We start from the raw sequence: 23806 nt of genomic DNA, 5'->3' as shown, positions 1-23806 counted from the left end.
CTTTGCCAGAGCGAAAATCACGAATAGTTTTCAACTCTTCGATTAGACTGACTGACATCCTCAACACCCCAAACATACGTTATTCAGGCATTGTAGTTTTTATACCTTGAACGAATTCTCCCTGGGGCAAAGCATAGAGAAACCTCCTTAAGGATGAGTTCACTCTAGACCTGACTGTAAAGAAACAACCCTGCGTTACAGATTTTGAGACAGGGGGTTTGATACCACAACACTGATTTATGGGAAGGCTATTTGAAAGATGAGTTCATCCTAGACCTGATTGTAAAGAAACAACCCTGCGCTGCAGATTTTGAGACAGGGGGTTTGATACCACAACACTGATTTATGGGAAGGCTATGTGTCGTAAGGGATTGCCGCTCTCCTAAATTCTCTCTGTAGAGTCTAAAAGGATGATGCAGATCACAGAAAACTGTAAGATAGATCTCCTCTTTTGTTGATATCTCCCCAGAGTAAAGTGCCTTGATCTAAATCAGATTGTTCCCGGCAAGAGAACAGTTTTCAAACTGTCCTGTGTGAATAGGGCAACACTATCGTCTCAGAACGAAATTGCAGCATTTCAACCTGTGCCGCTTAGAAGAATGGTCCCTTCTCATCATGTCTTCAACAACGGATGGCTAGGGTCTAGGTGTTGCCGCTGGGTGCTATCTATTGCTCTCTTCGGAGAGTTCCATACTATTTCTCACTTTTTTCAAGATAATTTCTATCCTTAAAAGCATTGAGTTCTCATGCTAATGTGACGTGCAAACGTCTTCATGCATCAGGACGTTTGCTCTATCGGAATCAGGTGTGTCATATCCGCAGCGGCATGCAATTTCTCTTATCGTTGTCACCTTCAGGATGCACACACAGTAATGGCTGTACATACAATGGGTCTACCATCAGGCCTAGTAGATAATATTGATCTTGTTATTCGTCAGGATGCGCGCGAATTAATCGAGCGTATTGAGCAGGGACTAGCGTCTGAGCATCTATCAAAATCTGCTTATCGTGAGTTGGGTAAGTTGCTTGAGCAAGTGCCTCATCTAGAACTTACCAATGATCAAATGTTGATGCCAATGATGCAATTGGCGGTCAGTTTGTTGTTGCCGACAGATGCGACACCGAAAAATAATCAATCTCCAGCTATGTCTATGGCGGAGCGAGTTTCTTTGGCTCGGGACATTCGTAAACGCATTGCTCGTGAGATCCGAATTTATCGAAATCCACTGGTGGCTGTGCTTAGTGCTGGCGGGTCCCCTGCTGCACAGTTGATTTCAGGCTTGACGTGGTTCACAATCACAATCTCATTATTGATTGGCAGCACCACCGCCGCCCGCATGTTTTTATCGAATCAATATAATATTGGCTACCAGCACGGCATCAACCATGCTCAACCCATTGATAAAGCTGATGATGAAGCTGCGGGTGAACCCTCGGAAACTGGCGATGCCCTAGTTGTGGGCGAGTCATCAGGTTCTGCCACCATCGCTGAGGGAGAAGCCAAGGGGTCCCAGGTGGAACTGTTTTCGTCTCAAGAGTGGCAGTACATTCAGCTGGTGCTGGCGGCTGGTGGTTTGGGCAGCATTGTCAGTGTGATGCTGCGATCGCGAAAACTGGAAAACCGTAATCGGTCCCAGTCAGTGATTCCCTTCTTTATCGGTTTCTTTAAGCCAGTGGTGGGTACCGCCTTTAGCTTGCTGGCCGTGGCCCTGATCGAATCAGAGATTGTAGTCGTGTCCGGATTTAGCCCCAGCGAAGCGGAGACCCAGTCTAAGTATCTGTACTTTGCGATCGCATTTATTGCTGGATTTAGCGAAGTATTGGTACCCGATTTCCTGGCCCGCACCGAAAAGTCGATGTTATCGGGTGGGGATAGTAACAAAAAGGATGATCTCTCCTAGGTAGATTCGGATCATGTATGACGGCCCCGTAAAGAGGACTACGGGGCCGTTCTGCATTTGGCGCTTGTGCAAAACTCAAGTTATATCGCCGTTTTGTTGTTCCTTAATAGTCTATGCTAAAGCCTATTTTTCTGAGTTTATTGATATTGAGCACAATCCTGGTAACGCATGTCCAAGCAGCTCAACGATATGGTGCGATCGCTATTTCTCATTCCGGTGATTGGGGAGTAGCCACTAACTATTTATCTGTCAACAGCGCTGAGCGGGAAGCTCTACGTAGCTGTGGAGACATTAACTGCTCCGTTCGGGTATCATTCCGAGGCTGTGGTGCCATTGCTGAATATGATCGTACGCTTTCTTGGGGAGTAGCTTCCACATTAATCCGCGCTAGAGGACAGGCCTTAAGTGCTTTAGAAGGGCAAGGCGAGATTCTTGCCGAAGTATGTAATCGTGAGAACTAAGGTTTAGGAGATACTAAATCTAGTTTGATTTGTCTAAATTTAGATCAAAAGAGGCAATGGTACATTTTTACCATTGCCTCTTGTTGTTTAAGTAAGTCTTACTCTAACCTTTGCTCATCTATTGATACTTAACTATTGAGAAATCTTGACGACTAATGGCTTTTCAGAAGATGAAAACCGGTTGGATGGCATCGGTAAAGGTTCTGAAGCTATCTGTTTCTCTTGTGCAACTTTCGTTAAATCTATCCCCGAAGTTAAGTCTATCTCAGCACTAGTAACGTTCGTTAATTTTTGGAACGGTGATTTTGCTAAAGAGCATGTTTTCCAAACAGATTGAACGTGTACTCCAAATTGCGAACATTCTCCTCCACGGCGACCAGTAGGCGTATAAAACCGGCACGCACCGCATCGCGCAATTTCACCTTTTTTAATACTCATGAAAAAAATAATTGAGAGACTCACTAAACGCCTTAACTTTCGTCATTGTGGATTAGTTAATGTATAGGATTCAACATTGGGAAAATGTTAAAAGCTTGATACGCCAAGACTCGGCAGTTAATTTAAGTTCGTTATCTTCATTAATGTTTTCTTTATATTTTCTTTAAATAAATCAATGTTTTGAAGGCGTCTGGGATCATTTACTGATGGGTGATCCCCATAAATATTACCCGATGAGATAGATGGAATTACGGCTGTTAAATTTCAAAAAATATCTATCTGAAAGCTTGAACTGTAAAATTATTTTTGCTTATTTATTGTTGATTGCTATTTCCAAGTTTTGGTGATGCATAGGGCGCACATTGTCCATCTTGCGATTTCTCCAGGAGGGCAATGACAATGGCATTGTGGACAAATCTCTTGGGATTCTTGTTGTTTCTTTTTCATATTTGCCCATAGAGCATAGGCTTCTTCAGGTGTTTTTGTTGATGTCTCTTGAGGTAATTCTTCGGAATCTGTTTCTCCAAGATAGCTAGGGTGAGCCTTGACCCAGTCGCTGACGGGTTGCGTTTTGCGTACAGGTTTGGTGTGCCACTGAGCGCTGGAAAAGCGAATGTCATGCAAAGGAACTGCTATGAGGCGATTGAGTTTATGAAGAATGCGTCGACGCTCCAGGGTTAGGGTTTGAGTCCAGGATGCATTGGCGACGGTAACATAAAGGATGTGGCGCTGAATGCTGACAGGTTTTGTCTGGCGGGCGACGACATACCCCACAGTTTTCGGCCAATATTCAACAACTTGGGCAAACTGTCGTCGGGATTGCCAGTTGGGGTGGGCTTCAATATCTGTAATGAGCGATCGCAATCCAGAAAATCCCATCCTTACCTCTTGCTAAAACAAATTACTCTCATGATGTACGGACTTTGCGGCTAACGTCCCTTAACTAACGTGCTAACGTATGGTCTATCAGCAGACGCTGCCCGCTTTTACCTGTTATTTTAGCTGTGCTCCATGGCTTCTTCCTCAGACAACACTCCCCCTCCCATGCCTCCTCGACCCGGTTCAGGGCCGGAAACTGAGATTGATCCGCAGCTAGAAAGTGTTCTGCGAAATCTTAATGTCAATCTTGAGGATGAGCTTACCCGCTATCGGCGTCAACGCCATGGGCGAGTACCACCGCCGCCGCCACCACGTCGGGCAGCCCACCGTAACACGCTTGACTTAATTTCTGTGTCAGCATCAACACCGGCAGCAGCGTCAGATGCTGGGGGAACGCTTAAGCAACCACCTACACCGCCACCGCCACCGCCAAACCCCTTCCTGAAGGATGCTTCTGAGTCATCTGATTTAGAAGATGAACTGCCGCCGACTCTGGAGCAGCTTGCGGATGTTGACGAGTTGACGTCGGACGTGGCGGAGTCTGAGCAGATGGATGCTGACACGGATGTCTCTGCGTTGTCGGTGCCTGCTAACGATATGCCGGCAGAAGGCTATTTAGAATCCTCAGAAGAGCTGTTGAAGAGTATTGAGGAGGAGCAGGCTGATCCAGAGTCGGTGCCTGAACCCTATTCTCCTGGGCGCAAGAGTAATATTTTGTTGAAGCTAGCAGGCTTGGTGTTGGTGCTGTTGGCTGGTATCGGTGTTGGGTTTGCCATTACCTCCCCAGCACAATTGCAAAAACTGCGATCGCAACTCTGGCCAGCGAGCGAAACCGAGCCTGTTGATGCTGACACTGACACTACTGCTGAGGGTGCAGGTGATTTGCCTGAGGTACCTGCCTCTACTCAGCCAGCGGCCACTGCTCCGGATCCTGCCTCCGATGGCTACAAGCCGCCAGGTCCCGATCTGTCTACTCGTGAGTTTAAAGAGCTTGATAGCGTCGAAGATCTAGTGACCTTAGATGTTGATGGTGTCAATGGTTCAACCTCTGCTCCGGTGACATCGCCATTGCCTAATCCAGCACAGTCTCCATTGCCAGCACCCGGAACCGCTGCTGCAGATAGTCAACCGGCTGTTACTAACAATCCGACAACGAGCCCGATCGGTACAGAAACAAATTCTGCGGCTGTGCCATCAGCCACACCAGCCCCTGCTACACCAGCACCGACAGCCACACCGCCCCCTGCTCTCACCACAGCCGTAACAGGCTCTAATTTCTATGTGATTGCTAGCTACACGGGGGATGCTTCTTTAACCAAGGCACGTGAGTTAGTGCCCGACGCTTTTGTGCGGAACTTTAAGGCTGGTGCTCGTATTCAGCTGGCAGCCTTTGATAATCGTGCCCAAGCTGAAGAACAGGTGCGATTTTTGACCCAACAAGGTGCAATTGTAGAGCTCTTTGGCCCCACGAACGAATAGCCCCCCTGCTATCCTAAAAATGGTGCTGTGTGTGAGTTGCGCAGCATCATTTTTGCGTATCAAGCTAAAAACTTCCATGGGATTGCTAGATCGTTTCTTTCGAGTGGTACGTGCCAGCCTTAACGATGCGCTCAATGGAGCTGAAGATCCAGAGAAGCTGCTTGAGCAAACGACGGCGGATATGCAGGAAAATTTGCTGCAACTGCGGCAGGCAGTAGCGGTTGCGATCGCAACTCAAAAGCGCAACGAGCGGCAGTGTGAGCAGGCGAATGCCCAAGCCCGTGAGTTTTACAATCGTGCCCAGAGTGCCTTGGTTAAAGGGAATGAGCCCCTAGCACGTGAAGCTCTCAACCGCCGTCAAAGCTATTTAGAAACGGCCCAAGCTTTGGGGGGGCAGCTGCAACAGCAGAAAGATACCGTGAAGCAGCTAAAAGCCAATATGCGCACGCTGGAAACTAAAATTTCCCAGGCGCGCACCCAGAAAGATATGTACATTGCGCGGGCCCGCTCAGCGAAAGCGAGCCAGAAGCTGAACGAGATGATGACTCAGGTTAATCAAGGTGCATTTGATCAAATCGAAGACAAAATTTTATCTATGGAAGCCAAGGCAGCGGCAGCGGCAGAACTCAATGATCTCGGTCAAGATGCCCTAGAGAAGAAATTTTCAGCTTTAGAATCTGGTCGTGACCCCAATCAAAATCCAGTGGATGCTGAGATAGCCGCCATGAAAGCTCGCCTGAAGTTACCTGAAGGTTGAAGCAGATTATTGTTCGATTTCTGTAGTCCAGTTCTTATAGTTCTGATAATGGTTGCCGACTGTTCGACTGCTTAAAGACAGGGAGTGTGAAGTGAAACGTACTCCCCGCTTGGGGAGCTGAATCAACCCAAATTTGACCATAATGAGCCCTAACAATGCGCAAACATAGGGCTAACCCAAGGCCATAACCATCCTGGGACTGATCTCTCTGAAGCCGAAAACTCTCCTCAAAAATACGGGCTTGTTTATCAGCGGGGATACCGGGTCCCGTATCTTGAATACTGACTTGAACCTTCTGAGTGGTGCGATGTAATGCCGTAATCATCACATCACCCCCATTGGGCGTATATTTAATCGCATTATCCAAAAGATTCACAATCACACGACGTACCTGATTGATATCGGCATGCACCTGGGGTAAATCCTGGGGAATATCGAGGCCAATAGTCTGTTGCTTGTTTTTGACTTTAGTGATCATTGAATCCACGACTTCTTGGCAGAGCTCCTGTAGATTCAACTCTCTTGGAAAAATATGGAGATCAACGCTGGGGCCATGGGCTGCCTGCAAAATATCCGTGATCATGCGATCAATGGAGCGGATCTGAGTTTTGGCGTTGCGCAATAGTTGCACCGTTAGCTCAGGCCGAAAGCGCGCACGACGCTCATGGTTAGGGTCATACCCCATTTCTAGGGTCTCAATAGCGATGGAAGCTGCCGTTAGTGGATTGCGTAAATCATGGGCCAACATTGCAATAATGCGATCCTTGAATACTAGCTTGGCATTCGCTTCAGCATTGAGTTGCTTAAGCCGAAAAATTTCATCTGATAGGTGAATGATTTCCGTTGACTGAGCAATTGACGGATTATTGACAAGATGACGTTCCGAAGTATCACCGTCGTTTTCAACTTCTGCCTGCCAGCGTGACCACCAGTAGTCAATCTGAGAAATAATGTCACTGCCGGTTAGTGTTTGGCGTCCTCCCTCCGAAATTTTAATGAGGGTCGGAGTCACGACTAGCTTAAAGTGTTCAGCCAAATAAGGCTGCTCACTAACATCAATGACCTCCAAAACCGGCTCAATTTTACTTTCTAAACCTTCAATATGCTGACGGATCTGGCGAATTTGCTCAGCAGAACTTGGCCGCTTATCAATAAACAGCAAAAGCTTTAGCGGCACTTCAAGGGACGGCATAGATGAACGTTTGACTCCTGCTCAGCGATACGGCATATCCAATGGCTGGGTGCCTAGCTAGCCAGTTATTCTTTTAGCCTACATCGTTCCAACGATGGATGACGGTGACTCTTTCAAAGAATTATGCAGAACGCCCCCTAGTATTCCAGACAGAGTACACTCTATGCCAGTTATAAAACCCTCCCATACGGAATCAAAAGCCTCAAATTTGTAGGGAATGATAGCGGTAATTTGGCTAACTGACATGAATGCAATCGTTAAAGAGATATTAAAGGAACGCTGCTAATCAGGTTTACCCATAAATTTCTCACCTACAGTGAGAGATAAGAGTTTCCTTTTTGATCGCATTCAGTCATTCGTTAGCGGTACTCGGTAAATACAGTGAGGCGCGCTGGTCATGCAAGTGTTAACAGTTATTCAACGTCACATCCGTCAGCAACGTATTCAGAAACAGATATGCGGAAACACTTTGCGTACAGGGGCTCTGCTGGTGGGAACTGCAACGTTGTTAGTTGCCCATGCCGCTAATGCCAGAATGTCCATGCAACCGTCGCTAGAGGTTGATACGGAAGTCATCCACCCTCTATTAGCTCAGGCTGCCCCGTCTGTTTCTACACCCCTCAGCAATGGCATTTATCTTTTTGGTGAACAGCCTTTACCCGATCAGTTGCAAACTGCCTACATGGTATTCGAAGCACAAGCAGGTGAAGTTGTAGGAGCGTTCTATTCTCCACATTCCTCATTCGATTGTTTTCGAGGCAGTGTAGAAAACGCACAGCTTTCCTTGGCGATTACTGAAACCTATTCCCAAGAGGAATATGATTATGCCCTCGATCTCGAAGATACCGCTGTTGCTGGACCAGGTGGACGTCAATTTGCGATTGAAGGGTTCCATCAAATTGACACTGTTAGCGACAACGATCTGCGTATGCTGAACACCTGTCAGGCCCACTATAGTCCGACGATCTAAGCAGATCAATTTCACTTTCGTTTAATCAGCTACAGTTTCTTCTGGTGAGCTCATTTATTTTTTTCCTTAGTAGCATTTGCTAACTATCCAAAGATGCAGAATGAATGCCTTGGCTATTTGCCTAGGCATTGTTTTATCTTGGTAGGTGAAATTTTTTGACTTCCCTGGTCGTAAGTGTGAACGCAGCAGAACAAGCACGAAGCATCGAGTATGCCAGTAAAATAGCCGCTATTGTGGGTGCCTTTAAGGGGCAGCTTCCTGATTTACGCTCTGACCTTAAACCCTGGGCAAACGATCCCGATACAAGAGAGCTCGTTGATCCTGATTCCATCGATATCGGGTTTCATTTCCCTGGCTTTAGCCGCTCATTCAACTGCCGTAGTCTTCTCGTGCAGATTCGTCTTCATTCAGTGGCTGAGGGGACAACCCAAGGTACAGCGGATGCTGTAGCAAATATTGTCAAGGCGATTGGTGTTGAAGTCGTTGGGTTTAACCACCATGGTGAACAGTGGCATCTTTCTACCATTAACAACTGGCAGTTTGAAGGTGTAGCTCCACCTCAGGCTAATGCTGGGGAAAAAATCAAGCTTTGCTGTCGAAAAATTTTTCAGGTGTTTAACCCAGAACCCGAGGTTTAGTGGAGCCTGAGGTTTAGTGGAGCCCAAGGTTGCGTAGGGAATGCGTTGTGCTTCCCCATTCCCTTACTCCCTACTACTGTTTACCCTGAGCAGTAGGATAGTTGAGTACACCGTGACTCAATGCAATGAAGACCGTTATCCCCGTCGAGCTACCCCAAACTCAATATGACATCAAAATTGCTACTGACGGGCTGCAATACTTAGGCCCCTGGCTCGCTGCCGCTGGTAAAGCTGGTAAGGTGCTGCTTGTTTCTAACCCTGCTATTTTTCAACACTACGGCGAAACCGCCTTGACCTCTTTAACGGAGGCTGGTTTTGAGGTTAGTCAATGTGTTTTACCTGCTGGAGAGCAATACAAAACTCTACAGTCTATCGAGAAAATCCATAGTGTTGCGTTTGACCACCATTTAGAACGCAGTTCTACCATGGTGGCTCTAGGTGGTGGTGTAATTGGCGATATGACGGGCTTTGCTGCAGCCACCTGGCTACGGGGTATTGCGGTTGTTCAAGTGCCTACTTCATTACTAGCCATGGTTGATGCCGCCATCGGGGGCAAAACTGGCGTGAACCATCCTCAAGGAAAAAATCTAATTGGTGCCTTTCATCAGCCGAGTTTGGTGCTGATTGATCCCAGTGTTTTGAGCACACTCCCTGAGCGTGAATTTCGCGCTGGTATGGCTGAAGTCATCAAGTATGGAATTATTTGGCATGAAGGTCTGTTCCATCAGCTAGAGCAAGCCGAGCGCCTCGATCAGCTGTGCTTTGTTAGTGAGGCTCTGCTCCACGATATTCTCAAACATTCTTGTCAGGCTAAAGCCGATGTTGTCAGTCAAGATGAAAAAGAGGCTGGACTGAGGGCTATTCTTAACTACGGCCATACCATTGGCCATGCGATCGAAAGTCTGACCGGTTACAAATCCGTCAACCATGGTGAAGCTGTCGGTATTGGCATGGTTGCAGCGGGTGCGATCGCAACCACCATGGATCTTTGGCCCCAAACCGCCACCGACCGACAACTTGCCATCATCCAGAAAACCAATCTCCCCACCAAGCTTCCCGCCACCCTCAACATCGACGCCATCCTCAATGCCCTCCGCAGCGACAAAAAAGTTAAATCTGGCAAAGTCCGCTTCGTCCTCCCCAAACGCATCGGCGAAGCCTGCGTCACGGATCAGGTGACCGATGACGTTATTCGAAGTGTTTTGGAAACGATGTTCTAGGGGTGGAGAGGCAGCGAGCAATGGGGAGTAGGGAGACTCTTTTCCTCAGATAAACTAGAGCTGAGATCAATGTCGAACGACGATTACTCTTTTACGGTGCGTAGCGAATGCGTAGCAGCGTAATTCCCTTAGATTCCATCCAGGGTAACCACAAGGGCAGCCCCTACACCCCCATAACCACCATGCAAACAAAAGCAAACCCAACCACTAATCTCGAATTCCCTACTCGTACCGCCACCGTCACCCGCACCACCAAAGAAACCGACGTCACCGTCACCCTCAACGTCGACGGCACTGGTCAGTGCAATGCCAACACTGGCATTCCCTTTCTTGACCACATGCTCCATCAAATCGCCTCCCATGGCCTCTTCGACCTCGACATCCAAGCCAAAGGCGATCTCGAAATCGACGACCATCACACCAACGAGGATGTTGGCATTACTCTCGGCATGGCGCTGCACCAAGCCTTAGGTAATCGCAAAGGCATCGTCCGTTTTGGTCACTTTGTCGCCCCCCTAGACGAATCCCTGATCCAAGTATCGTTGGACTTCTCCGGTCGCCCCTACCTCGCTTATGGCCTCGACATCCCCACCCAACGTGTGGGCACCTACGACACCCAACTCGTCCGCGAATTCTTCATGGCCGTCGTTCATCACAGCCTCATGACCCTCCACATTCGTCAGCTTGACGGCATCAATTCCCACCACATTATTGAAGCCACCTTCAAAGCGTTTGCCCGTGCTATGCGCATGGCTACCGAGATTGATCCCCGTCGTGCCAATGCAATTCCCAGTTCCAAAGGCGTTTTGCAAGTGTAATCACGACTCAAGCAAACAGCCGGTAGAATAAGTACAAAAGTACCTGTGACTAAAACAGGGATAAAGCCATGACAGCGATTATTCCTAACACCCAGACATCTCAGAGTCTTTATCCCAGCGGAGATGGCATGCCTGTGGCTGAAACCTTTGACCATCTCTATGCTCTGCTGATTACATTGGAAGTTTTACGTCAGTATCTGAAAGGTCAGCAAGCGACTGTTCTTGGTAATCAATTCTTGTATTACGCCCAGGGGCTACCCAATATGCGAGTAGCCCCTGATGTGATGGTGATTTTTGATGTAGAACCCGGTGGTCGTGACAACTACAAAATCTGGGAAGAAGGTTCGGTTCCAGCCGTCATTTTTGAAATGACCTCCCAGGGAACTCGACAAAAAGACGAAATTAGCAAGTACGATCTCTATGAAGCCATGGGGGTGCTTGAATATTGGCAGTTCGATCCCAAGGGTGAATGGATTACTGACCGGTTGCGAGGGTACCGCCTGGAAGATGAGGCCTATAAAAAAATTACCGATAGCGTCAGTCAGGTGCTGGGGTTACGATTAGCCGCAGTAGGTACTCTGATTGAGTTCTACGAGTTAGAAACCGGGAACAAGCTCTTAATTCCTGATGAACTTAAGAAACGCGCTGACCAAGAAGCCCAGCGGGCTGACCAAGAAGCCCAGCGGGCTGATAGAGCAGAAGGTGAGTTAGCAGCACTCAAGGCAAAACTCAAAGCTCAAGGGATTGAGCTAGATGATGAATTGCAGTGATGGCGATTAGGCCATAGGTAAAGTTAGCAACGTATCCCTATCTTGATAGACCGTTAGGGTAATAATCCGCTGATCTATGGTTGGCACGGTATCTAAAGGATAAATTTGTGTTCCAGGGTTAACGGTATAGGCTGGAAAGCAAGCTGCACTGAGGCTTAACCGTAAGGCTTGGCCAGCCATCAAGCAAAAATAGGTGGGTTGCAAAGATAGAGACACGACTTGTGCTTGTCCCCCATGAATACGTGTATAACCCTGTGTCAAATTAAACACTCGATTATCAGGGTAGACCACTGACAGCACAGCACATAGGTCATAACTAGGGGCATCAGCCTGAACTTTAAGCGTTGTCGTCACGTCCCCTGCTACAGCCAAGTCTGCTTCCAACAAAGCAGTTGTATAGGTCAAGACATCGCTGCGACCGTCTAACGCACTGCGCTCAAAAGATCCGGATGGAAAGCTTGCATGTCCTCCCAAGGAGAGCACAGGTCGCCATGGATCATGAACCAATACATCAGGCACTGCAGTTACAGCTGGATCTTCGCAACTGGATGGCACTAAAGCGCCATCATCTTCACGCATGGCTGCTAGACCAGAGCTTTGCAAACGATAGGTTTGAGTTGTAGATTCACTTGGCCACTGCTCAAACAGTCGCCATTGGTTGCTGCCCATCTCAAAGAGATGTACGGGGCGCTCATCCAGGGGGGCCACATCTTTTTTATCGTTGAGCCAACGATAAAACCAACAAATTTGTAATCGATCAATGGGGTTCATCGCCTCAGGACCAAAATCCACCTCCCCTACCTTTCGACTCCAGGGAATATGGCTCCAAGGGCCCACCCAAAAATGTTGAGGATAGCGGCTTGATGCCATTTCCTTAAATAGGCGGATATCCCCTGTGAGATAAGGGTCAAACCAGCCACCCACATGGAGCATTGGCAAATCGACATTCGTTAAATCGGGCTTAAGTGACTGCCAGTAATCATCGTTTTGGGGATGTGCCAACCAGTCATGCCAAAAAGAATCAGGGGCGTATTGTTTGATGACATCTGGATAGGCAGAGATGGGACCGTTGAGCGGCAAGTTACGAGAAGCGGCTCGTAAGGCGTTAAAGGCAGTTTTGTCTCCTTTTAAGCGAGCGGTTTCTGCGGCTAATTGAATGGCCCAGCCTAAACCAGCCTGCAAACGTAGTGCACCATTTTCATACGCCCAATCTTGGTAAAGGTCGTAACCCACCATGGCCGGAGCTAATGCCTTAAGAGCTGAGGGCTTAGCCTGAGCTGCATAGAGCTGTGTCATCCCCTGATATGAAAACCCATACATGCCAACCCTGCCGTTGCTTCTAGGTAACTGAGCGGCCCACTGAACGCTGTCGTAGCCGTCGTCTACTTCGTGGGCAAACAGATGAAACTCTCCCTCTGAAGTGCCGCGCCCGCGCACATCCTGAATCACGACAATATAGCCCTGGGCGGCGTACCAGGTGGGGTGAGCATAGACAACCGTGGATGCGATCGCACGACCATAGGGCTGTCGCATCAGCAATACAGGCCACGGACCTTCGGCATCGGGATAATAAACATCTGCATCCAGACGCTTACCATCCCGAGTTTTTAATGAATGTACCTGTTTGGGTTTGACGGGCAGAAAATCAGACGGCATTAAATACTGTGGGTACGTCCTAAAACAGCCATGTCTTCTTCATCTAACTCTGCCGGTATCCCATCACGAATTAATTCCGCAAAGTCCTCATTAGGTACCATGACGCTGAGTAGATAGAGTCGTTGTGGACCAGTGTTTTCAACAAAATGAACACCGTAAGATGGTACTAGGATGCTATCGCCAGTTCTAATTGTTGAACTTTTACCATCACAAACAACTCGACCTTCTCCTTTGATCACATAAAACATTTCTACGGCCACTTGGTGTCGATGGATAGGGGTTCTGCCACCCACATCAAAAATTTCTACACAGCAGGTTAACTTGGCATGGCCCAGGGTAGGATCTACCAAAAGTGCTAGTCGGTTTTTATCATCAGGACTAATGCGAAATACCTGATAATCGCTGGGGGACTTTAGAACGGGTAAAACGCAGCTGTTAGGCAGATCACAGGTACTTTCCATTATGCAAAATCATGCAGATATTAGCGGCGCTTCTTCAGCTTAGAAATCACCCTTAACCCTAGGGTAGTCTTGCAATAATTTTTCACTTAGGAACCTTCTTTACTGCCAAATTAGTGACATATACCTACCAATTTTGTGTTGATTTCCTGGCATGAGGGCACAGTTTTGCTCCTGAGACGTCACAGCTACAGCAAATACATTGATTTTTCTATCTTCACTGCCAATTGCTGAATCGCACATATCTTCTGTGGACTGATAAAATAGGCCATCAACGCTGTGGTTTATGGCTAAGGTTGCTATTTGCTCAGAAAATCATCACAGATGCTTTACTGTTTTTGACCAATGTCCTTTGGAAAGCTGTAATGTGCATATTTGGCCAACCGCCTTCATATGTCTGAATGAGAAGGGTACACTCTAGCTGAAACCAACGTTTCTTATTTAATCAGAGAGTTTTTAGCCTTTAATATCATTCGATTGCTAGATGCTTGTTAATGACTTTGGTAGGACTTCAATGCCATGAGTAGTAGAACTAATAGCCCATGGGGGAATGCCAGTATGGGACTAGGGACATGGCACTATGAAACAAACCTCTGCGTCGTATCGGTGTAATGGTTAAGGCTGCTAATTCTATTGCAGATATTTTGGTGATCGATGACGATCCGATCATTCGACGTATCCTTCAGCGGATGCTGCAAAGCCAGGGGTATCGCGTTGCTATTGCAGAAACCGCCGCCGATGGCCTAGAGCAAGCCTTGGTGATCACGCCACCAGTAATTTTATGCGATTGGCGCTTACCTGGATCCATCGACGGTTTGGAAATTTGCCGTCGATTGAAAGAGCATCCAGATTTGTCCATGAGCTCGTTTCTGCTGATTACGGCCCATGCCGAGACGGCCAGTCGAGTCGAGGCTCTAGAAGCAGGGGCAGACGACCTGTTAATGAAGCCCATCGACATGGCTGAGCTTAAGGCCCGAGTTAAGTCTGGTATGCGATTGTGTCAGCTTACTCGCGATTTGAAAGAGCAAAAGCAGTATTTAGAGAATGAGCTGGCGGAAGCTGCTTCCTATGTGCAGTCGCTTTTGCCCAGGGATACGGATCAACCTCCGGTCAAGATTCAAACTCGCTTTTTGCCATCGCAACAGCTTGGGGGCGATTGTTTTGATTTCTATTGGCTAGATCCTGACTATCTGGTGATATATCTGCTGGATGTATCAGGCCATGGTTTAGGGGCAGCTTTATTGTCCACCTCTGTGCTGAATGTGTTGAGATCGCAATCTTTGCCAGGCACAAACTTCTATCGCCCTGACAAGGTGCTTGAAAGTTTGAACAACATGTTTCAGATGACGGCTCAAAATGAAAAGTACTTTACCATTTGGTACGGCGTCTATAACCGCGTTAATCGCCAGCTGATGTATGCCAGTGCGGGGCATCCTCCAGCCGTGCTTCTGTCTCCGCCCCCCCCTCCTAATACAACTGATGTAACTGCGAATAGTAATGGTGGTGGCGCTCCCATGGCTGAAACAATGCGTCTGCGTACCCCTGGTATGCCCATTGGCATGATGCCCGGTACCACCTACACCTGGAAACGTTGTTCGATTCCAGACAACAGCTATCTCTATATTTTCAGTGATGGCGTCTATGAAGTACCTGAAACATCCCTGGCTGAAACCGGAGAAATTCTGGGTTTAGATAGCTTTATTGATCACATTGTTAAATGCCCGCGACCGGGGCAGCTTGATCAGTTAATTAGCCATGCCACTATGCCCAGTATTGATGTTGGGCAAGATCTCTCAGACGATTTATCGCTACTAGAAATTAATTTTAGTTAGAAACACGTAGGGGCGTTCCATGGAACGCCCCTACGTGTTTCTAACCTTGTGAAGGGTTTAATGCTTGAAGTCTGTCGGACCTTGATAGCCGGATGCTTCAGCTAAGGTTGTCAAGGTTTGAGTACCAGGTAAAAATTGTCCGTTGACCTCCCATGTGGGAAAACCGGTAACTTCAGGTACAGATCGGCATAGGGCTGTCTGGGAGTCAGCACCATCCTCAGCACATTCAATGTAGGGCATATATTTCTTGGCTTCCTGTCCGAAGAGCTGTTTTTGATCAAAACAGTGGGGACACCAGTAGGCACCGTACATTTTTGCCCCTACCTCCTTTAAATGCTTCGCTAGGGCAACTTCAGCAGGCCCAGATGTATTGGTAACGGCAGGGCCGGTGTTGCCAACACTACTAGCGGTTGCCGCTGGTCCATTAATACTGATGGAATACATCCCAATAGTAGCCACCAGGGTGACCATTCCCATTATCACGCCACGAAAAACAAGAGCTCCCTGGTCTTCCCATTGGCGGCCTAAGAGCGTTAGCAAAAACATTGAGAATGTAAATGTGGCGGAGGCTATACAGTAGAGACAAGCGGCCTTGAGTTCGGTAGCCAGTAGATACATTAGGTATCCACTGAAGACCATCATGCCTGTAGCTCCGATAAACAAGAGCGGCCAGGTTATATCTTCTAGCTTTTGACGCTGCTTAATCTTCTCTTTGTTCAATAACAGTGGCCCTAGGGACAAAGCCACCATGGATAGATAGGCGAGGCAGCCAAACAACGTTAGCGGAATACCAAAAACGTCTGCGTAGGCACTATTCAGTACTTGGTCACAACCCTTTACAGGGCAGGCAGCATCATTACCCATTAGCTTGATCACCGTTAGGTAACCTGTGCCTAAGGCTCCAACGGTTGCGATCGCACCAATAGCTGGGCGCGACCAACGATAAATCCCACGAGTTTCTTTACGGCGACGTCCCATAGTTTACAGATAACTCTAAGCTCATCAAGATCAACAAAAGCAGGGTACCCCAGTAGACAGGCTGCGCCCCCGACTGCATCTTAGACAAAAAACAGGGCCTTCGGTAGAGATATTCCAGAATCATCCCTGTAGGGGCCTTCCATGGCCCCCCTACGGGGATGACGATATTGCATCCACAAATTGGCTTACACGATTAGGATCGACAGGTTGTTCAATGTGCCCCCATCGTTTTAAAGAACTAGAAACAATTACACCATCTGACGATTTCATCAATTTAGGAATATTGTCCACGGTGGCACCACTGCCGATTAACACAGGGATGTTGCCCGCAGCTGCTTTCGCCGTTGCTAGATCCTGATGGGTGGGCGGGTGGCCCGTGGCACCACCAGAAACAATCACAGCATCTGCCAAGCCCCGATGGATAGTATCAGCGACTGCATTGGCCATGGCTGTGTCCGGACTGATGGTACCTACAGGGGTAGCATGCTTAACTAGTACGTCAGCAAAGACCTTAATATCACGACCTAATTCTCGGCGATAACGCATGAGTCGATGGGCATCTCCCTCGATTACACCCTGATCCGTAGCCATTACTCCAGTTAACACATTAACCCGGATAAACGCAGCGCCGGTACAGGCGGCAATGGCCAGACCGCTCTGGGCATCGTTACGCAATACGTTAATACCTAGGGGAAGCGTTACTAGCTGTTGTATACGGCTGACTACAATGGTCATGGCACTGACCACAGCAGGATCTACCGATCCCTTTGTAAAGGGTGCATCAAAAAAATTTTCTATAATAATGCCGTTAGCACCACCGGAGGCCAGAGCAACGGCTTCTTGGACAGCACGGTCTACTACGGCCTGTAATGAGCCTTGCCAGCGAGCCGATGCGGGTAAAGGCAGTAAATGAACGACCCCGATCACTGGCGTTGATGTCTTAAAAAGTGTTTGTAACTCCACAGATCTCAAAAGTTTTAGTTATTGCATGGATCGAGATTATTTACCAAGGATGATGATTGCAGCCGTTCTCACCCAAACGTATTGGCCATTGCATACAGACATAACACAAGCTGCTTTCCCCGATAAATCAACCCTTTTCAGGTAAGACCCACAGAATTGTATAGTTATGTTATAATTTCCTCAACCGGGCCAAAACAATCGCTACCCGTTCAACAGCTCAGTGATAGGGTAGGGTGCTGAGTCATCCGTGCGATCGCAACGCCTGCTTGGAGACCAGCATTCTGTTTTTTGTATAAAAGAATTTATGGTTCGTAAACCAACCGTTGCTATTACTCACCTAGGCTGTGAGAAAAATCGAGTCGATAGCGAGCACATGTTAGGCCTTCTGGTTAAGGCCGGTTATCAGGTTGACGCCAATGAAGAACTTGCTGACTATGTAATTGTTAATACTTGCAGCTTCATCGAAGCTGCAAGGCAAGAGTCGGTTAGAACGCTAGTAGAGTTAGCTGAAGCTGACAAAAAAATTGTTATTACGGGCTGTTTAGCTCAACATTTTCAGTCAGAGCTGCTAGATGAGATTCCAGAAGCCGTTGCGCTGGTTGGGACTGGGGACTATCACCGCATTGTTAATGTGATTGAGCGGGCTGAAGCTGGTGAGCGAGTTAAGGCTGTTTCTGCTGAGCCTACCTACATTGCAGATGAAACAGTGCCCCGTTATCGCACAACTAGTGAAGGCGTTGCCTACGTTCGTGTGGCAGAAGGTTGTGACTATCGCTGTGCTTTTTGCATTATTCCCCACTTGCGTGGCAACCAACGTTCTCGCCCCATTGAATCAATTGTGGCAGAGGCCCATCAGCTGGCCGCAGAAGGGGTTCAAGAATTAGTGTTGATTTCCCAAATAACCACTAATTATGGTGTTGATCTCTATGGCAAACCCAAATTGGCAGAGCTGTTGCGGGCTTTGGGGGACGTAAATGTGCCGTGGATTCGTATGCATTATGCCTATCCCACGGGTCTTACCCAGGAAGTGCTTAACGCGATTCGAGATACCCCCAATGTTTTACCTTACCTAGATTTACCTCTACAGCATTCTCACCCTGAGATTCTGCGAGCTATGAATCGTCCATGGCAAGGGCGTGTGAATGATGAAATCATTCAGCACTTAAAGACTGCTTTGCCTGGTGCGGTGCTGCGCACCACGTTCATCGTTGGTTTTCCCGGTGAAACAGATGCTCACTTTGAACATCTCAAAGCGTTCGTGCAGCGTCATGAGTTTGACCATGTCGGTGTATTTACCTTTTCTGCTGAAGAGGGGACTCCAGCAGCTACATTACCAAATCAAATTGATCCAGCAATTATGCATCAACGGCGGGAAGAGCTAATGCTGGCTCAACAAGAGATTTCTTTTAGGCGCAATCAAGCTCAGATTGGTCAAGTTGTGGATGTTTTAATCGAGCAAGAAAACCCAAGTCAAGGTGAATGCATTGGCCGTTCTGCTCGGTTTGCTCCTGATGTTGATGGCCTTGTGTATGTGCAAGGTTCGCCGCCTTTAGCTCAGATAGTACCTGTGCAAATTCACGGGGCTGATACCTATGACTTGTTCGGTACAGTCCTATCTGACGATGCCTCGGTTGCGGTCCAAGCGCCCGTAAGTGTTTCTCTTTGAAATTCCCGCCTGCACTCAATGACCTCAAAGGAGTCTAAATGACATTGTCTTTTGCTGACCTCGGGTTATCTGAACCCCAAGCGCAACATTTGGATGAACTTGGCTTTAAGGAGCCCACACCCATCCAGGCTCAAGCTATTCCACACATGCTTGCTGGGCATGATGTAGTGGGACTAGCCCAAACAGGCACTGGCAAAACAGCTGCCTTCTCCTTGCCGATCTTGGAACAGGTCAACATTAACAAGCGTTCTGTGCAAGCATTGGTGCTCACTCCAACCCGTGAACTTGCTATGCAGGTTTGCCAGGCAGTGCAAGGTCTCAAATACAACTCTCAGCTACGGGTATTACCCGTCTATGGTGGGCAGTCTATCGAACGCCAGCTTAGTCAGCTTCGCCGTGGTGTTCATATGGTTGTTGGTACACCAGGACGCGTGCTCGATTTGCTCAGCCGTGGGGCTCTAAGTTTTGAGCAACTGAGTTGGCTAGTGTTAGACGAGGCTGATGAAATGCTCAACATGGGCTTTATTCAGGATGTAGAAAACATCCTGAGTCATGCTCCAGCAGAGAGACAGACTGCCTTTTTCTCCGCTACTATGGAACCGGCAATTCGTGAGTTGGCGGCTAAGTTCTTAAAGTCGCCGGTGACGGTGACGGTTAAGTCTCAAAATACTGCACCTAAGCGCATTACTCAGCTAGCCTATGTAGTTCCCCCTGGTTGGAGTAAGCCACGGGCTTTGATGCCAATTTTAGAAATGGAAGATCCAGAGTCAGCGATTATTTTTGTGCGGACACGACGCACAGCAGCTGAACTGACTCGTCAATTACAGTTTGCAGGTCATAGTGTGGATGAATACCATGGTGACCTTAACCAAGCTCAGCGGGAGAGGCTGCTGCTACGCTTTAAGCAGGGCCAGGTACGTTGGGTAGTAGCTACTGACATTGCTGCTCGAGGCATTCATGTAGATAACCTGACCCATGTAATCAACTATGAGCTACCTGATAATCAGGACAGCTATGTTCATCGCATTGGTCGCACTGGGCGTGCCGGGCAAGAAGGGCGAGCTGTCTCCATTGTGCATCCTTTAGAGAAGTATCAGTTGCGGCAAATTGAGCGTCATCTGAAGCAGGAGCTAGCTTTTTGTAAGGTGCCAACTCGGGCAGAAATTGCTGCTCGCTCCCTAGAAAAACTACAGACTCAAGTTAAAGAAGCTGTTACCAGTGAGCGGCTGGCTTCCTTCTTGCCCATTGTCTCTCAACTCACTGAAGATTACGATCCTCACACAGTGGCAGCAGCGGCCTTGCAAATGGCCTATGACCAGACTCGCCCTGTTTGGATGCGGGGTGATAAGGAACAATACCTGGCTGAAGAAGAACCTCGTCGTCATCGTCATCGTCGTCATCGTCGTCGTCGAATTGAGACACCCGCATCGTAAAAAGACTTTACCAGACCAGTAAAAACTGGATAAAGTTATGCCCAATAAATTGATACCTCGCCTAAGATAGGCTTAAAGCCTGTTCTTGGTGGGGTGTCATACTATGTTGGTGATTCTGCTAGACAACCAGGTGATTCCGTCAGCATCTGTATGTGCCAGCTGCTTAATGGCAAATCAGAGCGGTCAACCTCGTTTTAATGATGGGAAGCTAGGCTGTGCCAGACAATTGGAGTCTGCTACACCACTGCCTCAGTATCAATGTCAGATGGGCTTTCGGTTGGCTAACATAGAGTCATTTCAACAGTGTGAGCATTAGCATCAAGCTACGCTATGCTGAGAGCGAGGTTTGCAAAAATCACTTGAGCATTATATGACTTGGCGTAGCACCACTGAAATTTCTGACAAGATATTAGGTTCTTTGCCTTATCTAATCGCTTTATTAGACGCTCTTCGAGTTGGCCCAACTCCTTGGGGGGCCTTTGTTAACTTGATTAGCAATTTCCCAGTGCTGGAGCCTGTTGCTACTATCCTTATTGCTCTTGTCGTACCAGTTGAGTTTCTCTATAGTCTGGTGCCGTTTGGTTTTGGTTCGATTGTTGTCTTCTTTGCACTATTTTTCTTTGTGGTGCGCAATCCCAATATCAGTCACTTCATTCGATTCAACACTTTATTGTCAATTCTGATTGGTTTTATGATTACCATCGGAAGCGTTATCCTGAGCCTGATCAACTTGCCAGGTTTAGGTTTAATTAGTGACACGCTCTATAATGTCTTGCTATTTGGTGGTCTTGCAGCTGTTATCTACTCCATCGCTCAGTGTGTGATGGGACGTTATCCTGAAATTCCTACCATTTCGGAAGCTGTGCATATACAACTTGGCCGCTTTTAAGACTTTGGTTTAGACCGAATGCTGGCAGCTCAAGACTCCTCTGACGGTTTTATCTGGCGATTTTAAATTTTTTAAATGGTGATGCCTTGCTGCTAATATGGAAGACCCTTGCTTGACATGCTTTTTTGTCAAGCCATTTAGTCCATAAGGAGCAGTATGAGCCATTTTTACGAAACCATGTATATTCTTCGGCCTGACATTAGTGATGAGGCCGTGGATAATACCATTGGTAAATACCAGGGCATGATTAAGGATAAGGGTGGTGAGGTATTAGAAACCCAACACCGAGGTAAGCGACGCCTAGCTTATGAAATCAATCGTTACCGTGAAGGGATCTATATTCAAATGAACTACCAAACTCCTGGGGATACTATTGCCCCTATGGAGCGCGATATGCGTTTGAGTGAGGATATCATTCGCTACTTAACGTTGGTGGTTGATGAGCCCCAAGAAGCTGAAGCTGATGAAGTTCCTCCTCAGGCTGCACCTCTAGGTTCCTAAGTCAGTAATTGGTTCGGTGGCCTTATTCTAAAAGCTAATTTCTTTAAGTGGTCGCAGCTATGACAAAAGGCTGCGGCCTCTTAGTTTGCAGGAAATTACAAACCTATAGAATAAAAACCTTGCATTTTGCGAAATTGATGCTAAATTTGTGGGCACTTAGGTGTTGGCTTCAATGCTTTTGAAGTTAGTAAACATTTTTTGTTCTGTTATTTAGGGTGTATTGGTGGGCTTTACTTTAACTAACGTTGAAATGTTTGGCTGCCAGCTTGTGCAATGTTTGCTGTTACACTTACGCTCAAATGATTTCGGTATGACTGCCAGTTTTCTCAAAACTAATCTGTGAGGAAATTTGTCATTGTGCTGGTCAATACTCTGAATCAATTGACGACAGTTTGAAAAGTTATCGTTACTACTGTTAGGAGTGATCTCGTGCCCCAATTGACTAAGTTGAAAGCGTCTGATTCCCAGGTAGAAATTGCTCGCTTGCAAGAAGAATTGCAAATGCGGGATCAGCTAGTCCAACAGCTATCCCAAGAATTGTTTCGCCTGGTAAAGGGGAATCAAGACTTTCTGCCATCGACGGATGTTTCTGAGCGTCATCAGGCTGAGGTCAGGGCTCTACGAGAACAGCTGCAAGGTGTAGAAACTCAGGTAGCGTTTTATCAAGAACAAATCGAGAGTCGAGATGAAGAGAATCATCAAATGCGGCAGACTGTTCAAGAGCTCACTGACCGTACTCGTATGCTTGAGCAGGTCGTTCAGGAATTACCGAAAATCTATAAGCAAAAGTTTGCTGAGCGTATGCTGGAGGTAAAAAATCGAGTTGCTCGTATTCAGCAAGAAAACCGTCAACTGAATGCTGAGTTGCAAAATGTTAGCTATCGGTTGGCTGTGAGAACTCGCCGTACTCAGCACTGTCTGGATTTACCTACATTCCCTCAGTCGATGTTAGGGGCTACACCTATGGCCAGTTTTTCCGAGGCTTAAGGGTTTCCGTAATCAATACTTTAACTTAGTCATTAGCCTTCCCGACTGGGAGGGTTTTTTATTTTTAGCCAGTGTTATGGGTATTACTTAGGATCTTTTTGGGTATTCATTTGTATAGAAATAGTTTCGCTAGAGGCTGTCTAGATGAAATTCAGTGGTTTGCATCACGTCAGCCCTCACACTTGTAAGAAAAATGAATAAAATAAACGAAAGATAAACTTGTATCTATGCACACTGTCCCATTGACGTTTGACTTCTTTTCCCTTGAAACGATCCAAACATTGGCTCAGGACTATGGCTATTGGGCCATTTTTTTTGGCATTATGCTCGAAAATATGGGACTACCTTTGCCGGGGGAAACAGTCACATTGGTAGGTGGATTTTTAGCGGGGAGTGAAGAGTTAGTCTATCGTTGGGTTTTATCGAGCGCGATCGCAGGTGCCGTTATTGGTGACAGCATGGGGTATTGGATTGGGTTTTACGGTGGTTGGCCATTGCTTTTAAAGTTGGGCACTTTCTTTCGTATTGATGAAGCTGCCCTCGCTAAAATTCGTGAGCAGTTTAGTCAAAATGCTGACAAAGCTGTGATTTTTGGCCGATTTGTAGCGTTGTTGCGTATTTTCGCAGGGCCTTTAGCAGGTATCGCTCGGATGCCTTACTGGAAATTTTTGTTGTGTAATTTGTTGGGAGCTAGCCTGTGGGGAACAGCGATGGTGAGCTTGGCCTTTTTTGTAGGCCGTTTGATTCCATTGGCTACCTTGGTGGGTTGGGTCACTCAATTTACAGTGGCAGCCCTGGTTCTGGTGACTATTTGGATTACGGTTTTATGGTGGTTAGAACGCCGTCAACATACGCCAGCCCCTGACTGATCCGCTAACTTACCTAGCTAACTATAGTTTCTAGACTTCCGTTTTAGGTGC

Annotated in this window: 24 protein-coding genes; 17 read left to right on the top strand and 7 right to left on the bottom strand. The window is 47.3% G+C overall.

Going from position 1 to position 23806, the window contains the following annotated elements; genetic code table 11:
• Positions 1 to 872 precede the first annotated feature (872 nt).
• Both QGP82_RS12410 and QGP82_RS12405 read left to right on the top strand, forming a co-directional pair.
• A complete protein-coding gene (locus QGP82_RS12410) occupies positions 873 to 1901 on the top strand; it encodes a hypothetical protein (RefSeq protein ID WP_499059379.1) in 1029 nt (342 codons plus the stop codon).
• Positions 1902 to 2014: 113 nt separating this feature from the next.
• On the top strand, positions 2015 to 2362 hold the full coding sequence (locus QGP82_RS12405; protein ID WP_163661899.1) for a DUF4189 domain-containing protein: 348 nt from the start codon (positions 2015 to 2017) through the stop codon (positions 2360 to 2362).
• A 132-nt stretch (positions 2363 to 2494) separates the two neighbouring features.
• Here the strand turns inward: QGP82_RS12405 and QGP82_RS12400 are convergent, their stop codons facing one another.
• Positions 2495 to 2800, bottom strand: coding sequence for a hypothetical protein (locus tag QGP82_RS12400; RefSeq protein WP_163661897.1), 306 nt, complete (start codon positions 2798 to 2800; stop codon positions 2495 to 2497).
• 327 nt (positions 2801 to 3127) lie between these two features.
• The gene (locus tag QGP82_RS12395) at positions 3128 to 3679 is read right to left on the bottom strand and encodes a DciA family protein (RefSeq protein WP_499059376.1); all 552 of its coding nucleotides are present in this window, start codon (positions 3677 to 3679) and stop codon (positions 3128 to 3130) included.
• 132 nt (positions 3680 to 3811) lie between these two features.
• Between QGP82_RS12395 and QGP82_RS12390 the strand changes: the two genes are divergently transcribed.
• Positions 3812 to 5158, top strand: coding sequence for a hypothetical protein (locus QGP82_RS12390; protein WP_499059374.1), 1347 nt, complete (start codon positions 3812 to 3814; stop codon positions 5156 to 5158).
• 76 nt (positions 5159 to 5234) lie between these two features.
• On the top strand, positions 5235 to 5915 hold the full coding sequence (locus tag QGP82_RS12385) for a PspA/IM30 family protein (protein ID WP_163661892.1): 681 nt from the start codon (positions 5235 to 5237) through the stop codon (positions 5913 to 5915).
• 34 nt (positions 5916 to 5949) lie between these two features.
• Here QGP82_RS12385 and QGP82_RS12380 read toward each other — a convergent pair whose 3' ends face one another.
• Positions 5950 to 7107, bottom strand: coding sequence for a histidine kinase (locus QGP82_RS12380; RefSeq protein WP_163661890.1), 1158 nt, complete (start codon positions 7105 to 7107; stop codon positions 5950 to 5952).
• 397 nt (positions 7108 to 7504) lie between these two features.
• Here QGP82_RS12380 and QGP82_RS12375 point away from each other — a divergent pair, with 397 nt between their 5' ends.
• The 5 genes from QGP82_RS12375 to QGP82_RS12355 all read left to right on the top strand — a co-directional run bounded on the left by QGP82_RS12375 (position 7505) and on the right by QGP82_RS12355 (position 11523).
• Positions 7505 to 8077, top strand: a complete 573-nt coding sequence (locus QGP82_RS12375; protein WP_163661888.1) for a hypothetical protein — start codon at positions 7505 to 7507, stop codon at positions 8075 to 8077.
• 176 nt (positions 8078 to 8253) lie between these two features.
• Positions 8254 to 8715 (top strand): Tery_1686 family protein, encoded by a 462-nt coding sequence (locus tag QGP82_RS12370; RefSeq protein ID WP_163703386.1) that lies wholly within the window; start codon positions 8254 to 8256, stop codon positions 8713 to 8715.
• Positions 8716 to 8840: 125 nt separating this feature from the next.
• Positions 8841 to 9935: a 3-dehydroquinate synthase gene (aroB, locus tag QGP82_RS12365; protein ID WP_163661886.1), complete on the top strand. Its 1095-nt coding sequence runs from the start codon at positions 8841 to 8843 to the stop codon at positions 9933 to 9935.
• 182 nt (positions 9936 to 10117) lie between these two features.
• Entirely contained in the window at positions 10118 to 10753 is a 636-nt protein-coding gene (gene hisB / locus QGP82_RS12360; RefSeq protein WP_490795189.1) for an imidazoleglycerol-phosphate dehydratase HisB, read from the top strand.
• Positions 10754 to 10821: 68 nt separating this feature from the next.
• Positions 10822 to 11523: a Uma2 family endonuclease gene (locus tag QGP82_RS12355; RefSeq protein ID WP_163661884.1), complete on the top strand. Its 702-nt coding sequence runs from the start codon at positions 10822 to 10824 to the stop codon at positions 11521 to 11523.
• Between the two features lie 6 nt (positions 11524 to 11529).
• Here QGP82_RS12355 and QGP82_RS12350 read toward each other — a convergent pair whose 3' ends face one another.
• Positions 11530 to 13179 carry a CocE/NonD family hydrolase gene (locus QGP82_RS12350; RefSeq protein ID WP_499059371.1) on the bottom strand — a complete coding sequence of 550 codons (1650 nt, stop codon included), beginning with the start codon at positions 13177 to 13179 and terminating at the stop codon, positions 11530 to 11532.
• Positions 13179 to 13640, bottom strand: a complete 462-nt coding sequence (locus QGP82_RS12345) for a cupin domain-containing protein (protein ID WP_006515866.1) — start codon at positions 13638 to 13640, stop codon at positions 13179 to 13181. The genes QGP82_RS12350 and QGP82_RS12345 overlap by 1 nt, the downstream gene beginning before the upstream one ends.
• Before the next feature lie 608 nt (positions 13641 to 14248).
• Here QGP82_RS12345 and QGP82_RS12340 point away from each other — a divergent pair.
• Positions 14249 to 15469, top strand: a complete 1221-nt coding sequence (locus tag QGP82_RS12340) for a PP2C family protein-serine/threonine phosphatase (protein WP_250564849.1) — start codon at positions 14249 to 14251, stop codon at positions 15467 to 15469.
• Positions 15470 to 15526: 57 nt separating this feature from the next.
• On the opposite strand, the gene QGP82_RS12335 is transcribed toward QGP82_RS12340, so the two are convergent.
• On the bottom strand, positions 15527 to 16447 hold the full coding sequence (locus QGP82_RS12335) for a vitamin K epoxide reductase family protein (RefSeq protein WP_163661880.1): 921 nt from the start codon (positions 16445 to 16447) through the stop codon (positions 15527 to 15529).
• Between the two features lie 150 nt (positions 16448 to 16597).
• A complete protein-coding gene (gene btpA / locus QGP82_RS12330) occupies positions 16598 to 17410 on the bottom strand; it encodes a photosystem I biogenesis protein BtpA (RefSeq protein ID WP_163661878.1) in 813 nt (270 codons plus the stop codon).
• Between the two features lie 304 nt (positions 17411 to 17714).
• On the opposite strand from btpA, the gene rimO reads away from it, so the two are divergent.
• The 7 genes from rimO (at position 17715) to QGP82_RS12295 (ending at position 23755) form a co-directional block, all read left to right on the top strand.
• Positions 17715 to 19076 carry a 30S ribosomal protein S12 methylthiotransferase RimO gene (gene rimO / locus QGP82_RS12325; RefSeq protein WP_163661876.1) on the top strand — a complete coding sequence of 454 codons (1362 nt, stop codon included), beginning with the start codon at positions 17715 to 17717 and terminating at the stop codon, positions 19074 to 19076.
• 38 nt (positions 19077 to 19114) lie between these two features.
• Complete coding sequence (locus QGP82_RS12320; protein WP_006515861.1) at positions 19115 to 20509, top strand: DEAD/DEAH box helicase; 1395 nt, start codon at positions 19115 to 19117, stop codon at positions 20507 to 20509.
• Positions 20510 to 20612: 103 nt separating this feature from the next.
• Complete coding sequence (locus QGP82_RS12315) at positions 20613 to 20825, top strand: hypothetical protein (protein ID WP_250564847.1); 213 nt, start codon at positions 20613 to 20615, stop codon at positions 20823 to 20825.
• Between the two features lie 54 nt (positions 20826 to 20879).
• Complete coding sequence (locus tag QGP82_RS12310; RefSeq protein ID WP_163661872.1) at positions 20880 to 21398, top strand: Tic20 family protein; 519 nt, start codon at positions 20880 to 20882, stop codon at positions 21396 to 21398.
• Positions 21399 to 21554: 156 nt separating this feature from the next.
• Positions 21555 to 21899, top strand: a complete 345-nt coding sequence (rpsF, locus tag QGP82_RS12305) for a 30S ribosomal protein S6 (protein ID WP_163661870.1) — start codon at positions 21555 to 21557, stop codon at positions 21897 to 21899.
• A 429-nt stretch (positions 21900 to 22328) separates the two neighbouring features.
• Positions 22329 to 22886, top strand: coding sequence for an Npun_F5560 family protein (locus QGP82_RS12300; RefSeq protein WP_163661868.1), 558 nt, complete (start codon positions 22329 to 22331; stop codon positions 22884 to 22886).
• 242 nt (positions 22887 to 23128) lie between these two features.
• The gene (locus QGP82_RS12295) at positions 23129 to 23755 is read left to right on the top strand and encodes a DedA family protein (RefSeq protein ID WP_163671556.1); all 627 of its coding nucleotides are present in this window, start codon (positions 23129 to 23131) and stop codon (positions 23753 to 23755) included.
• The last annotated feature ends 51 nt before the right edge of the window (positions 23756 to 23806 follow it).

The organism is Leptothoe sp. LEGE 181152 (assembly GCF_032906605.1).
GTDB lineage: Bacteria > Cyanobacteriota > Cyanobacteriia > Phormidesmidales > Phormidesmidaceae > Leptothoe > Leptothoe turfae.
Note: the sequence above shows the minus strand (reverse complement) of the source record. Positions and strands in the feature narration are given on the sequence as shown.